Source organism: Citrobacter sp. Ce104 (assembly GCF_030334595.1).
GTDB classification, from domain to species: Bacteria; Pseudomonadota; Gammaproteobacteria; order Enterobacterales; family Enterobacteriaceae; genus Citrobacter; species Citrobacter europaeus.
Map to the genome: position 1 here is coordinate 56,464 of NZ_JAOWDP010000065.1, position 13,634 is coordinate 70,097.

Here is a 13,634-nt window from a genome sequence, read left to right on the forward strand (position 1 = left end):
TATAATTACCTGCCGATGTTAAAAATTTGTTGACCAGAAAGGTCAGTTTCAGCATTGCGTGTTTTACTTCATACTTATGACTGCAAAAAAATAATATTGAGGGTAAAAATTTTGGCAGGAAGTAGCTTATTGACCTTACTCGATGATATCGCCACGCTGCTGGATGATATCTCCGTCATGGGAAAACTGGCCGCGAAAAAAACCGCGGGCGTACTGGGAGATGACCTGTCGCTTAACGCGCAGCAGGTGTCGGGCGTGCGGGCGAATCGCGAACTCCCGGTGGTCTGGAGCGTGGCGAAGGGATCGTTTGTTAACAAAGTTATCCTTGTGCCGTTGGCGCTATTGATAAGCGCCTTCATTCCCTGGGCGATTACCCCCTTATTAATGGTAGGCGGGGCGTTTCTCTGTTTTGAAGGTGTGGAAAAAGTTCTCCATACCCTGGAAGCGCGTAAACACAAAGAAACTCCGGAAGAACGTCAGCAGCGTCTGACATCTTTGGCGGCGCAGGATCCGCTCACCTTTGAGAAGGATAAAATCAAAGGGGCGATACGTACCGACTTTATTTTATCTGCTGAGATTGTCGCGATTACGCTGGGGATCGTAGCGGATGCGCCATTGTTGAATCAGGTATTGGTGTTATCGGGCATCGCGTTAGTGGTGACCGTGGGGGTCTATGGTCTGGTCGGGATTATCGTTAAGCTCGATGATATTGGGTACTGGCTGGCAGAAAAACGTAGCGCGTTTGCCCAGTCGCTGGGTAAAGGATTGCTGATCGTTGCCCCCTGGTTGATGAAAACACTTTCTGTGGTCGGCACGCTGGCGATGTTTTTGGTCGGCGGCGGAATTGTGGTGCATGGAATATCACCATTGCATCATGCGATTGAACATTTTTCCCAACAGCAAAGTGCATTGATTGCGCTGATGCTTCCAACCCTGCTGAATCTGGTGCTTGGTTTTATCATTGGCGGGATAGTCGTGCTGCTGGTGAACGCTGTTGCCAGACTGCGCGGAGTTTCGCACTAAATGTCGCAGGGTTGATTACGCAAAACGCCTCTTTGTCGTCTAAGGTGTAAAGGTTTCTCTTGATACAGGAGGCAGGTATGGTCTTTTCTGTCAGTGAGGAAGTCACCTCAAAAGAGGGTGGCCCACGCATGATCGTTACCGGATATGCCAGCGGAATGGTGGAGTGTCGCTGGTACGACGGCTTTGGCGTCAAACGGGAAGCATTCCGTGAAGATGAACTGGTGCCGGGCGAGCGCAGATCGCTGTGCCAGGATCCCTGAACATCTGGCTTGCGCGTAACCGGGCGATCTCTCAACCATTAGTTATATTTATCATTTTAGTGAGAATTATTTACTTGTCAGGCAAAAAAATTGCAGATAAGGTTTGTTTCACATCAGATTTCCTGGTGTAACGAATTTTCAAGTGCTTCTTGCATAAGCAAGTTTGATCCCGACCCGATAAGGGCCGGGATTTTTTTCGCCCTCAGTCAGCGGTTGATTTCCGACACGCTAAAATCATGGATATCAAGCTCGAATGCGTCGGCCAGTTCATGCCATGTATGGTAATCACGCCCGTCGACGCTGACGCGTTCCGGGTCATCCTGGCTGCGATGAATTTCACTCTCGCAGATTTCGTTGATTGCCTTCAGCAGCGCGTCCACATCGACGCTGACTTCACGCTTGGCCGTATCGCTGTACTCTTTCGCGGTTTTCATCCTCATACCTCTCAACCGTTAAGGATACCGGGGGAGCGTATCCGGACATCAGATACGCACAACTTAAGTATAGACCGTCGATAAAACCCGCAATCGCACGAGCCAGGCGCTGCCAGAAAAAGGAAATTGTTCTACACTGGCACAAAGCCACAGGAGGAAAACTATGAAGGTGAATGATCGGGTCACAGTCAAAACGGACGGCGGTCCTCGTCGACCGGGCGTGGTACTGGCTATTGAAGAGTTTAGTGAAGGCACTATGTACCTGGTTTCGCTGGAAGACTACCCGCTCGGTATCTGGTTCTTTAATGAGTCAGGTCATCAGGATGGTATCTTTGTGGAAAAAGTGGAGTAAACCCGTTCTGCAGTGATTCTGACTGGTGGATCCGCCACCAGTCAGAACGTCTTAGCGCATATTCACAAAGATACCATTGGTGACATTATCCGTGAGTCGAACAACGTGATAGATAACTTGCTTATTATGCGTCTTTATCTTTCGTTTTATATTCCCCTTATGGGATGACACGGTCTTGGCCTTGATATTCATTTGGTCGGATATCTGTATTGTTCCCTGACCCTCCATCCACATGCGCAGCATGCTGGACTCGGTACGGCTTAATGACAGTGTCGGCAGATTAACATCAATGACAATATCCACTTCCTTTTTCAGAATATCGCCAAGAAGTGTATCCAATGAATCTGGTTTAATCGACTTAGAACTAATCAATAAATTTTTTCTTACTAATAGATATTCATCAAAATGTACGTTGGCAATTGCCATAAACACAATAAATAATGTACCGGGATGTTGATTAATGATTTGCTTTATTTGCTGGCTATTAGCAGGATCGTGGATAAAGCAGTCCTCATTAATAAACACCACAGCGGGCTGTTGAGAGACACAGGCGAGACTGAGTTCATCAACGTTGGAAATGTTGTTGATTTCCCTTTTTTTCACCCCCCGACTTACCAGATATCCGGTCAACCCTAGCCGGGTGTAACTGCATAAATCCATAATAATCGTTGACATGGCATACCCTCACTCAATGCGTAACGATAATTCCCCTTACCTGATTATTTCATCACAACTAAACGGAATAATAACGACCCAAGATGACGCTTTCGCTGTTTTTCAGGCGAAATTACTATCCCGTAAAGTTGCGTATAATTTGCCAGGAAACATCTTAAAGTAAAGTAAATGTTGCGTTATGTGAGTGAGGCAAAAACAAATAAACCGCGACAGAGATATCCTGGTGGATGTTGTCACTTTTTAAATTTAGGACAATCCTTAGTAAAACAGGATAAAAAATAAGGGTTATTATTTTCCGGGCATTTCGCTGACAATATCAGCCAATAAATTAAAAATTTCGCTGAATAATCGTTCGCAGAATGGCGCAATTAATGGCATCAGCGCCGCCATTAATGAAATACCCACGGTGAGGGTGAGTGGAAAGCCGATGACGAAAATCGACAACTGGGGGGCCATACGATTTAACAAACCGAGTGCGAGGTTCAGTGTGAGTAGCAGCGTCATTATCGGCAGGGCCAGCATTAGACCGTTGAGGAAAATCAGGCTACCCGCCCGCGCCAGCGCGAGAAACGCATTGCTGTTCACCGGATTGCCGCCGATTGGCAAGGTATGAAAGGTATCCACCAGCAGTGAAATAAGCCATAAATGACCGTTAAACGTAAGGAACAACAGCATGGCGAGCATGTCGATCAGGCGTGCCAGCACCGGCATGTTCAGACGGCTACCGGGGTCGAAGAAGGTTGCGAAGGAGAGGCCCATTTGGAGGCCGATCAATTCCCCGGCGGTTCGTACTGCCGCAAATGCAAACTGCATGGTGAAGCCTATGGCGATGCCGATCAGGATTTGTTGCATTGCCTGCCATAGCGCGCCAACAGAAAAGATGGGGACGTCTACGGGGGGAATCGATGGGGCGATAACGACAGTTATCATTAATCCAAGCCCCAGTTTTACCCGTTTGGGGATGGCGCGCTCGCTGAGAATAGGGGCCGTTGAGATGAGCGCCAGTATGCGCAGCAAAGGCCAGAAGTAAAGGTTTAGCCAGTGGAGCCATTCAACGCTGGTCACCTGCAGCATAATGTCATCTACCCGATGATATAGGGGATATTGCTGAACAGCGTACGTACGTAGTCGAGCAGCAGGTTAAGCATCCACGGTCCGGCAACAATGATGGCAATAAACACCGCGACAATTTTGGGAATGAAGGACAGCGTCATTTCGTTAATCTGGGTCGCCGCCTGCAAAATACTGATGATAAGACCTGTGACGAGGGCGACCAACAGCAAAGGCGCGGCAAGGGCCAGGGCGACCTTCATCGCCTCTGTGCCCATCATCATGACCGATTCAGGAGTCATTTCGCGCCTCTAACTGTAAAAGCTTTGTGCCAGCGAGCCGACAAGCAGCTGCCAACCGTCTACCAACACAAACAGCATCAGCTTGAACGGCAGCGCGATCGTGGCCGGGGGGACCATCATCATCCCGAGCGCCATCAGCACGCTGGCGATGACCAGGTCGATAATCAGAAACGGAATAAAAATAGTAAAACCTATCTGGAATGCCGTTTTCAGCTCGCTGGTGACATAGGCCGGAAGCAAAATTCGCATCGGTACGGCTTCTGGTCCTTGCAGTGGGCCGCTGTTTGCCAGACGAGCGAACAGCGCCAGATCCGCTTCACGGGTTTGGCGCAGCATAAACTCGCGCAGCGGCTGTGCGCCTTTCTCCATGGCTTCCTGCATGGAGATCTTCTCTTCACTGAACGGTTGATACGCGTCGACGTAAATTTTGTCGATTACTGGCGACATGATGAAAAAGGTCAAAAATAGCGCCAGCCCCAGTAGCACCTGGTTCGGCGGTGCAGAAGGTGTTCCCAGCGCATTTCGTAACAGGCCGAAAACGATGATGATGCGGGTGAAGCTGGTCATCATCAATAAAATGGCGGGCAGGAATGTCAGCGAGGTGATAAACACCAGCGTTTGCACTGGCAAAGACCAGCTTTGTCCGCCGCCTGGCAACGGCTGGCTTACCAGTCCCGGAAGCTGAGCGAGGGCAACAGGGCTGAAAAGCCATAAGCCTGCCAGCGTGATGGATAACAAACGGCGCATCAGGATCTCCCAGGACGCTTGAGCAAACTCTTCATCATGGCCTGGAAATCCGCAGGGGAGGCCGGTTTTTCTTCTGCCTCGGCAGGCGCCGCGGGCAGGGTGTGCAATACGTTAATTTGCGAGGCCGTGACGCCCAGCACCAGGCGCGCATCTTCAACCTCAACAATCACCACGCGCTCACGTGGACCCAGTGAGGTGCTCGCAGTAACTTTCAGTCCGCGCGTACCAGCGCTTTTGGGGGCAAACCCCAGACGCTTAATGACCCAGGCCGCAGCCAGGATCAATACGATGATCCCAAACAGCGCGCCGCTTACCTGTACCAGCGGTGAGCCGGGTACGGCGGCTGGCTGAGAAACTGTCGCCTGGGTATTCATGCTTAACGGCTCAGACGGCGCATGCGTTCTGATGGGGTAATAATGTCGGTGATACGAACGCCGTATTTATCTGCGACCACCACCACTTCACCCTGGGCAATCAGGTAACCGTTGATCAGGATATCCAGCGGCTCGCCAGCCAGACCATCCAATGCGACGACCGAACCCTGCGTCAGACGCAGCAGTTCTTTGATGGTCATGCGGGTACGGCCCAATTCGACGGTCAGTTTGACCGGAATGTCCATGATCAGATCGATGTCCTGCAAAGCACCGCTGACGTCGCCGCCGCCTAACTGCTGGAATACCGCATCGGCCGCACTTTTGGTGGGCGTGGTTTTTTGCTCGTTTAACGCGTCAGCCCACAGATCGTCCAATGCGCCAGTGTTCTCATCGGACGGATTATTCATATCACTCATTTGGGCTGTTCCTCATTCAGCGAATTCAAAATCGGGTTTATCAGATGTTCTACGCGTAACGCATACTGACCGTTTACGGTGCCATACTGGCTGGTCAGTACAGGCACGCCGTCCACATGAGCAATAATGCGGTCGGGTTTTTCAATCGGCAGTACATCGCCGGGTTTCAGTTTTAAAATCTGGGATAGCCGCAGCGGAATGTCGGCAAAGTTTGCCACCAGCTCCAGCTCAGAATGCTGAACCTGACGCACCAGATTATTGCGCCAGTTCTGATCTTCATTACGCGAGTTTTCCAGCGGCGGGTTCACCAGCAGCTCACGCAACGGTTCAATCATGCTGAATGGCAGACAGATGTTAAATTCACCGGTCAGGTTGCCAATTTCAACGTGGAACGGAGTATTCACCACGATGTCGTTAGGAGAGGTGGTGATATTGGTAAATTTCACCTGCATCTCGGAACGAACGTATTCCACTTCCAGCGGATTGATGGCCTTCCACGCGTCGCTGTAGCTTTCCAGCGCCAGCTTCAGCATGCGGTTGATAACGCGCTGTTCGGTATGGGTAAATTCCCGACCTTCAACTTTCGTCGGGAAGCGTCCATCACCGCCGAACAGGTTATCAACGGCGATAAATACCAGACTCGGTGAGAACACCACCAGACCCGTACCGCGCAGCGGCTTCAGGTGGATTAAGTTCAGGTTGGTCGGAACCGGTAAGTTACGCGCAAACTCGTGGTATGGCTGGATACGGATCGCACCCACGGTAATATCCGGGCTACGGCGCAACAGGTTAAATAATCCCATACGGAACTGGCGCGCGAAGCGTTCGTTAATAATCTCCAGCGCCTGTAAACGCTCACGTACTACGCGGCGCTGGGTGTTGGGATCGTAAGGACGAATATCGCTTTCTTTTGCGATACCGGAAATGGGTTCGTCTTTAGTTTCGCTATCGCCGTTAAGCAATGCGTCGATTTCAGCCTGAGAAAGAATACTGTCGCCCATGTCTTTACCGCAGAATAAAAGCTGTATAAAGAACGTCGGTGACAACCTGTTTGGGTTGACCAACAACGAGCGGAGTCGCGAGCGTCTCTTTGATGGCGGTAATCAACTGTTGCTTACCTTCTTCGGTGGCGAGCGTAGCCGCGTTCTGGCGGGAAAACAGCAGCAGCAAGCGGCTGCGTACTTCCGGCAGATATTCGTTAAGACGTGAACGCGTCGCCTCGTCTTTCATACGCAGTGTGATACCGATATACAGTACACGGTCCGCATCACCCAGATTGACGGTAAAGGTATCCAGCGCGAAGAATACCGGGGCTGGCGGTGGAGCCGGTTCCGCTTTGACGCTGGCGGACGGCTGCTGCTGCATGCGCCAGTAGCTATAACCCGCAGTTGCGCAGGCGGCGAGGGTAATTAATACCAGCAGAGGGATCCAAATAGCGCGTTTACTTTTTTTGTTAATCGCGGAGTCAGTCATCAGATACGGGCTTCCTGTTTCGGTACAGCTTATGGGCTGATTATCCCGTGTCCTGTCCACGACAAAGCGTGGAAAAGACGCGGATAATCATGCTACCTCTGGCGTTAGGCGAAGATGTCTACTGCTCCATCACCGCGTGCTGCGGCTTGCAGTGAGGCTGGCGTAGCCAGTACGGCGTCATCTTCAGCGGCAAAAATGTCTTGTCCCTGAGCGCGACCCGTCTGCTGTTGCTGCCCGGAAGACTGCTGATTGCCGGCAAAGCTTTCACTACTGATACTGCTTTGCCCAAGCTGGATCCCGCTTTCAGCCAACTGCGTACGCAGCATCGGTAACGCGGCTTCCAGCGCAGCACGTACGTGACTGTGTGGCGATACCATTTGCAGCTGCGCGAGGTTGTCATCCAGCTTGAGGGAAATATGCACCTGGCCGAGATCCTGTGGATGCAGGCGCAGTTCTGCGCTTTGCTGACCCTGACGCGTAAACAGCGTGACGTGCTGGCTCAGAGATTGCTGCCATTCGTGGCTACCCAATGGGGCGCTGAGTACGGGGGCGGCGGTCGGTAACGGCTGAGCATGGGGTTGCGGGCTACTTAACGGCGCCGCCGTCACGCCAACGCTGGTTGGCGAAGGGGAACTGTCAATTTCCGCTCTGGTCGTCGCTGCTGCCGCCAACGGGGTTAGCGTCGGATTGTTTGTCTGATCCAGGCTGCTGCCAGGATTGGCAATATCCGCTTTGCCTTTTTTGGCATCACCGGGCAGCAATTCGCCCGCGTTATCGGCGATAGCGCCGTGTACCGTGCCGCGTGACAACGCCGAAAGTGCGGCATCAACTGGGGCTGGCGCGCTGCTGACGGCAGGCGTAGCCAGTGGTTGTCCTGGCAGCATGGCGAACAACGCGCTCAGGTTGGCGAGATCGTCATCGCTGAGCGTGGTGGTTTTTTCATCCTGCTGAGCGACTTTGCCCAGTGTTGTCAGGGCATTAGCTTTCAAGGAGGGCGTGAGGGCTGACAACAGTTGCTGAGCGTCTGTCATGTCGGCAAGAGACGCATCGGTTTGCATCTCTTTTTGCGCCAGCAGCTCGGATAACTTGAGCGACGGGGTTGGATCGCCATTTTTTTGCAGCAACCCTTTTTGCAGTTTGCTACCGGCCGCCTGTAAGTCGGCAAGCGACAGCGGGGCGTCTTTACCCTGCGCGTCGCCCGCACCTAATGCGCCAGCCAGCAGCGCTAAAAAATCCTCGGCTGAATCTACCGCTTTGCCAGACTGAAGACCTGCGGCTACGTCGGTGTCGGTGGTAATCAGTTGGGGTAAAGTAATCATTCGGGTTTCCTCATAGCTGCGCGCTGAGCAAATTCATCCATTTTTTTCTGATCCAGGCGGTTTTCAGCCAGCAATGCCGCCGAGGTTTGTCTGTCCTGCAGAGTCTGCCATGCCTGTAAACGTTGTTTTTTATCACGCCAACTGTTCAAAGCCTGGTCCACTTTCTGCGTCCATTGATTGAGCTGTTGGCGATGTTGCTCAATGGCTTTTTCCAGCGTCTGAATAAATTGCTGGTAATTGATCCAGCGATTGCTGGTAATCCCCTGACCCATGTCAGTGTTAAGATTGTTGCGATACTCATGCTGATAATCGATCAGCATCTTCAACTGCTCTTCCGCCTGCTGACAGCCACGACGCATCTCTCCCAATAAGACAGCGGCGTCATCTACCTCTTTTTCAGCCAGGTCTTTCAATGTTGCTAATGCACCATGTTGTGCCATGACCTATGCTCTCCTGCTTAATCACACACCAGGGAAAATCAGTTCTAAAGCTTGCAGAGAATCTTCCCAGTCAGCCCGTTCAAAGATGCCTTGCTGTAAGAACGCTTCCAGTTGCGGCCATAAGGCGATGGCTTTATCCAGCATGGGATCGCTGCCTTTGGCATACGCCCCCACGCTAACCAGATCGCGGTTGCGCTGGAAGCTGGATAGCAACTGTTTAAAGTTACGCACCCGCGCATAGTGTTGTTCACTAATGAGCGCGGTCATAGCGCGGCTGATCGAGGCTTCAATATCGATGGCCGGATAGTGACCCGCCTCAGCCAGATGACGTGACAGCACAATGTGGCCGTCCAGAATCGCGCGCGCGGAATCCGCAATGGGGTCCTGCTGGTCGTCACCTTCGGTCAGTACCGTATAAAACGCGGTAACTGAACCGCCGCCGTGAATACCGTTCCCGGCACGTTCAACCAGCGCCGGTAATTTGGCGAATACTGAAGGGGGATAACCTTTGGTTGCCGGCGGCTCGCCGATCGCCAGGGCTATCTCACGTTGCGCCATCGCGTAGCGGGTGAGGGAGTCCATAATCAGCAATACGTGCTGTCCACGATCGCGGAAATCTTCAGCAATACGCGTAGCATAGGCCGCGCCTTGCATACGTAATAGCGGCGAGACATCTGCCGGAGCGGCAATCACCACCGAGCGTGCGCGACCGTCGGCTCCGAGGATATTTTCAATGAAATCTTTAACTTCACGGCCACGTTCGCCAATCAGGCCCACGACGATAACATCGGCCTGGGTATAGCGCGCCATCATGCCGAGCAGAACGCTCTTACCAACGCCGGAGCCTGCGAAAAGTCCCATACGCTGGCCGCGACCAACGGTTAACAACGCGTTGATGGGACGTACGCCGGTATCCAGTACGTGTTCAATCGCGGTACGTTGGAGCGGGTTAAACGGCGGCGTAATCAACGCCCCGGTTTCGGTGGTATCCGGGGCCGGCAGTCCGTCGAGCGGTTTGCCGCTACCGTCAAGCACCCGTCCGAGCAGTGCAGGGCCAAGCGGTAATTGCTTGCCGCTTTGCAGACCTTCGCCAGCAATGTTCTTTGCGTACACGCGCGCGCCAGGCAAAACGCCTTCGACCTCTTCGAGCGGCATCAGAAACAGACGCTGACCGTTAAAGCCCACAACTTCACTTTCGACTTCCTGGGTTTCGTTGCCGTCCTGGCGCTCAATAACACAGGTGGCGCCTAGCGGCAACTGTAATCCCGTGGCCTCCAGCACCAGTCCGGTGGCACGGGTCAGTCGACCGTAACGGCGCACCGCAGGCAGTAGCGACATTTTCTCTTCGAAGTTGTCCAGTGTATTGAGCCAGCGAGTCAGGCGAGTGGTCATTACACGACTCCCGGCGCTGCCAGACGGCAGAGTTCTTGCCAACGCGTGGCGACGCTGGCATCCAGATCGCCTTCGTCGGCTGAGACTTTACAACCGCCGTGATGCAGCGTCGGATCGCCGCGCAACCGCCAGCCGTGCAGGCTGAGGGTCGCACCGAGCATCTCCTCCACACGCTGGAGATCGTCCGGATGCACACGCAATTGCGGTTTACCGCTAAACAACGGCTCCTGCTGCAACAGCTGTTGGATTTGCTTAATCAACGCCGCGTTATCCACGATTGGCGTCTGACCAATCACCTGACGCGCGGCTTCCAGCGCCATTTGCATCAGGCGTGAGGCGATAACGCTGTCCAGTGCGTCCAGCGTATTCTGAAATTCGCTCACCAACTGCTGCATGCGGGCATGAATCGGCGCATGCTGAGCGCGCGCCTGGCTCTGACCTTGCTCCAGTCCCTGGTTCAGACCTTCCTGATAACCTTGTTCGTGGCCCTTTTGTCGACCTTCCGCCAGGCCCGCGTTATAGCCTTGCTCATGGGCTTGCATTTGCAACTGTGCGAGCTGCTGCTCAAGCTGTTGCTCTGCAGAGAGTTCCGGCTCGTCGGACTCTTCTGACAGCGGCGTTTCGCTGTGGTCGGCCAGTATGAACTCCGCCATTGGTGGGGCGAGATCGTCCGGGGTCCAGACTTTCCATGGCAGTTCGTTAGACATAGGTATCCTCGCCGCTGCCTATCACCATCTCGCCGGTTTCCGCCAGACGACGCACAATAAGCAGAATGGCTTTCTGTTCGTTTTCCACTTGCGACAAACGCACCGGACCGCGGTTGGCGAGGTCGTCGCGCAGAATATCGGCAGCACGTTGCGACATGTTGCGCAGGAACTTCTCGCGCAGCGGCTGTTCGGCACCTTTCAGGGCAATCAGCAGCGATTCGGAATCCACTTCCTGCAGCAGGCGCTGGATGCTGCGATCGTCGACGTCCACCAGGTTTTCGAACAGGAACATCTCGTCGATAATTTTCTGTGCCAGTTCGCCGTCGAATTCGCGTACGGCGGTAATAACGGCTTCTTCCTGCTGGGTTTTCATCAGGTTGATAATTTCTGCCGCCGTTCTCACGCCGCCCATTTTGCTGCGCTTGAGGTTCTGGCCATCGAGCAGACCGTTGAGTACCTCGGTCAGTTCTGCCAGCGCGGCAGGCTGTACGCCACCGAATGTGGCGATACGCAGCATGACGTCATGACGTAAACGTTCGTCAAACAGCGCCAGAATATCGGCAGCCTGACCTCGTTTGAGGTGCACCAGAATGGTGGCGATAATCTGCGGATGCTCGTCGCGGATAAGGTCGGCGGCGCTTTGCGGCTCCATAAAGTTGAGCGTTTCAATGCCGCTGGTGGTATCGCGGGTTTCCAGAATATCTTCCAGCAGGCTGGAGGCACGTTCCTCGCCAAGCGCTTTCACCAGCACGGAGCGTAGATATTCGTTGGCGTTGATATTCAGTGCGGCAAACTGTTCTGCTTCTTGCTCAAACTCGGCCAGCACTTCCGTCAACTGTTTGTTGGAGATCTGGCGTACGTTCGCCATCGCTGTACTGAGCGCCTGAACTTCGCGCGTGGAAAGGTGCTTAAACACCTCCGCCGCGCGATCTTCGCCAATGGTCATCAGCAGGATGACGCTTTTATCGGTACCGGTAAGGGCATTACTCATGATCGTTACTCATCCACTGGCGAATGACCAGCGCCACGACGCGCGGATCGTTATCTGACATTTCACGAATACGCTGACTCATGACTTCTGCACCCAGACGCTGATTAGTTCGACGCTGCTGGGTTTGTTCGTCTTTGCTAAGTCGAACTTCAACCGCTTCTTCGGTTTCCTGACGGATACGCGTTTTCTCTTGAACGGCTTTTGCTTCTTCGCTGCGACGAACCAACTGCGGGCGAACAGCTTTTCGCCACAGGATCCAGGCGACTAACAGAACCAGTAACCAACGACCTGCGGACATTAACTGATCAATAAAGGACTGCTGTTTCCAGAACGGTAGCTCGCCAATGGAATCGTCGGTCGCCGTGAAGGGAGAGTTCACCACGTTCAGGGTATCGCCACGCTTGTCGGAGAAGCCCATCGCTTCGCGGGTCAGATCCTCAATCTGTTTCATCTGCTCGGCGGTTAACGGCAACGGTTTGCCGTCTGGCAAGGTTTTATAGTTGACGACTACTGCCACCGAGAGACGCTGTACATCGCCAACGTTCATTTTGGTGTGGCGAATGGTACGGTCGACTTCATAGTTGCTGGTTTCATTGCGCTGCGTACTGCGCGGGCCGGCATTATTGCTGTTATTCGCCGTTTGCGGGTTTTGCGTATTTTGCGCGTTTTGCTGATTAGCTGGTGGGGTGGCGATTGGCGCGGTATTTGCCGGAGCAGGCTGATTAGACAATGCGCCCGGGACGCCGCCTGGCGCTCCGCTACCAACCTGTTCGCTGACGTTCAACTGACGTGAACGCAGCACGGCCTGGGACTCATCACCGTTTGGACGATACTGCTCTTCGGTTTGCTCTTTGTTGGCAAAATCCAGCTGTGCGGTGACCTGAGCGTGTACATTACCGTTGCCGACAATCGGCGACAGGATCGATTCGATACGACGCTGAACGCGGCCCTCAACATCGCTGGCGTATTTCAGTTGCGCATCGTTAAGATCGCGGCTGCTGGTGTTCGACTGAGTTAACAGGTGACCCGCCTGGTCGACCAGCGTAACGTTGCCCGGAGGTAAGCCTGCAACAGCGCTGGAGACCAAATGCGTGACCGCGCTGATTTGACCTTCATCGAGGGCGCGGCCCGGCTCGAGATTGACGGTGACGGAGGCTGAAGGCGCTTTTTGTTCACGCACAAACAGCGACGGTTTCGGCATTGCCAGATGCACGCGGGCGCGTTTTACCGGTCCCAGCGTTTCAATGGTACGGGCTAATTCACCTTCCAGCGCACGCTGGTAGTTGACCTGCTCGCTAAACTGGCTGATACCAAACTTTTCCTGATCCAGCAGTTCAAAGCCCACCGCACCGCCTTTCGGCAGGCCTTGTTGCGCCAGACGTAAGCGCAGTTCATGGACTTTATCGGCAGGAACTTCAATGGCGCCGCTTCCCTCAGTAAAACGGTAGGGAACGTTCATCTGCGTCAGTTGGGTGACAATCGCGCCACCATCCTGATCGGAAAGATTGCTGAACAGCGTGCGGTAGTCAGGCGCTTTGGCCCACAGGACCATCGCCACGATGATAGCGACGGCAGCGGCTCCCGCCACAATCAGAGGAATTCTGGGATTCGCGCGCAGGCGGTTTAACCACTCGAGAGGTTTAAGCTGGGTTGCAGTCGATGCTGTCGCACTCATCTCG

At 53.5% G+C, this 13,634-nt stretch carries 18 protein-coding genes; 3 read left to right on the forward strand and 15 right to left on the reverse strand.

The window, feature by feature from the left end; all coding sequences use genetic code 11:
- Nucleotides 1–108: 108 nt before the first annotated feature.
- Nucleotides 109–1,023 (forward strand): DUF808 domain-containing protein, encoded by a 915-nt coding sequence (locus OGW16_RS15080; protein ID WP_286518626.1) that lies wholly within the window; start codon nucleotides 109–111, stop codon nucleotides 1,021–1,023.
- A gap of 77 nt (nucleotides 1,024–1,100) precedes the next feature.
- Entirely contained in the window at nucleotides 1,101–1,283 is a 183-nt protein-coding gene (locus OGW16_RS15085; RefSeq protein WP_087051384.1) for a YodC family protein, read from the forward strand.
- Between the two features lie 206 nt (nucleotides 1,284–1,489).
- On the opposite strand, the gene yodD is transcribed toward OGW16_RS15085, so the two are convergent.
- Nucleotides 1,490–1,717 carry a YodD family peroxide/acid resistance protein gene (gene yodD / locus OGW16_RS15090; protein ID WP_003030417.1) on the reverse strand — a complete coding sequence of 76 codons (228 nt, stop codon included), beginning with the start codon at nucleotides 1,715–1,717 and terminating at the stop codon, nucleotides 1,490–1,492.
- Between the two features lie 163 nt (nucleotides 1,718–1,880).
- Here yodD and dsrB point away from each other — a divergent pair, with 163 nt between their 5' ends.
- Complete coding sequence (gene dsrB, locus OGW16_RS15095; protein ID WP_003030419.1) at nucleotides 1,881–2,069, forward strand: protein DsrB; 189 nt, start codon at nucleotides 1,881–1,883, stop codon at nucleotides 2,067–2,069.
- Nucleotides 2,070–2,120: 51 nt separating this feature from the next.
- On the opposite strand, the gene rcsA is transcribed toward dsrB, so the two are convergent.
- The 14 genes from rcsA to fliF all read right to left on the reverse strand — a co-directional run bounded on the left by rcsA (nucleotide 2,121) and on the right by fliF (nucleotide 13,630).
- Nucleotides 2,121–2,744 carry a transcriptional regulator RcsA gene (rcsA, locus tag OGW16_RS15100; protein ID WP_043016789.1) on the reverse strand — a complete coding sequence of 208 codons (624 nt, stop codon included), beginning with the start codon at nucleotides 2,742–2,744 and terminating at the stop codon, nucleotides 2,121–2,123.
- Nucleotides 2,745–3,032: 288 nt separating this feature from the next.
- Complete coding sequence (gene fliR, locus OGW16_RS15105) at nucleotides 3,033–3,818, reverse strand: flagellar biosynthetic protein FliR (protein WP_047410421.1); 786 nt, start codon at nucleotides 3,816–3,818, stop codon at nucleotides 3,033–3,035.
- Nucleotides 3,819–3,826: 8 nt separating this feature from the next.
- Nucleotides 3,827–4,096, reverse strand: coding sequence for a flagellar biosynthesis protein FliQ (fliQ, locus tag OGW16_RS15110; RefSeq protein WP_003030425.1), 270 nt, complete (start codon nucleotides 4,094–4,096; stop codon nucleotides 3,827–3,829).
- A gap of 9 nt (nucleotides 4,097–4,105) precedes the next feature.
- Complete coding sequence (gene fliP / locus OGW16_RS15115; protein ID WP_006684053.1) at nucleotides 4,106–4,843, reverse strand: flagellar type III secretion system pore protein FliP; 738 nt, start codon at nucleotides 4,841–4,843, stop codon at nucleotides 4,106–4,108.
- The gene (gene fliO / locus OGW16_RS15120) at nucleotides 4,843–5,217 is read right to left on the reverse strand and encodes a flagellar biosynthetic protein FliO (RefSeq protein WP_080624994.1); all 375 of its coding nucleotides are present in this window, start codon (nucleotides 5,215–5,217) and stop codon (nucleotides 4,843–4,845) included. Before fliO ends, fliP begins: the two co-directional genes overlap by 1 nt.
- 2 nt (nucleotides 5,218–5,219) lie before the next feature.
- Nucleotides 5,220–5,633, reverse strand: coding sequence for a flagellar motor switch protein FliN (fliN, locus tag OGW16_RS15125; protein WP_003030433.1), 414 nt, complete (start codon nucleotides 5,631–5,633; stop codon nucleotides 5,220–5,222).
- Nucleotides 5,630–6,634: a flagellar motor switch protein FliM gene (gene fliM, locus OGW16_RS15130; protein WP_003030434.1), complete on the reverse strand. Its 1,005-nt coding sequence runs from the start codon at nucleotides 6,632–6,634 to the stop codon at nucleotides 5,630–5,632. Before fliM ends, fliN begins: the two co-directional genes overlap by 4 nt.
- A 4-nt stretch (nucleotides 6,635–6,638) precedes the next feature.
- A complete protein-coding gene (fliL, locus tag OGW16_RS15135; RefSeq protein ID WP_003030435.1) occupies nucleotides 6,639–7,106 on the reverse strand; it encodes a flagellar basal body-associated protein FliL in 468 nt (155 codons plus the stop codon).
- 104 nt (nucleotides 7,107–7,210) lie between these two features.
- Nucleotides 7,211–8,425 carry a flagellar hook length control protein FliK gene (gene fliK / locus OGW16_RS15140; protein ID WP_286518577.1) on the reverse strand — a complete coding sequence of 405 codons (1,215 nt, stop codon included), beginning with the start codon at nucleotides 8,423–8,425 and terminating at the stop codon, nucleotides 7,211–7,213.
- The gene (fliJ, locus tag OGW16_RS15145; RefSeq protein ID WP_003839084.1) at nucleotides 8,422–8,865 is read right to left on the reverse strand and encodes a flagellar export protein FliJ; all 444 of its coding nucleotides are present in this window, start codon (nucleotides 8,863–8,865) and stop codon (nucleotides 8,422–8,424) included. Before fliJ ends, fliK begins: the two co-directional genes overlap by 4 nt.
- 21 nt (nucleotides 8,866–8,886) lie before the next feature.
- Nucleotides 8,887–10,257: a flagellar protein export ATPase FliI gene (fliI, locus tag OGW16_RS15150; RefSeq protein WP_047410431.1), complete on the reverse strand. Its 1,371-nt coding sequence runs from the start codon at nucleotides 10,255–10,257 to the stop codon at nucleotides 8,887–8,889.
- On the reverse strand, nucleotides 10,257–10,964 hold the full coding sequence (gene fliH, locus OGW16_RS15155; RefSeq protein WP_043016784.1) for a flagellar assembly protein FliH: 708 nt from the start codon (nucleotides 10,962–10,964) through the stop codon (nucleotides 10,257–10,259). The genes fliI and fliH overlap by 1 nt, the downstream gene beginning before the upstream one ends.
- Complete coding sequence (gene fliG, locus OGW16_RS15160; protein ID WP_003030443.1) at nucleotides 10,957–11,955, reverse strand: flagellar motor switch protein FliG; 999 nt, start codon at nucleotides 11,953–11,955, stop codon at nucleotides 10,957–10,959. Before fliG ends, fliH begins: the two co-directional genes overlap by 8 nt.
- Nucleotides 11,948–13,630, reverse strand: coding sequence for a flagellar basal-body MS-ring/collar protein FliF (gene fliF, locus OGW16_RS15165; protein WP_043016783.1), 1,683 nt, complete (start codon nucleotides 13,628–13,630; stop codon nucleotides 11,948–11,950). Before fliF ends, fliG begins: the two co-directional genes overlap by 8 nt.
- Between the last annotated feature and the right edge of the window lie 4 nt (nucleotides 13,631–13,634).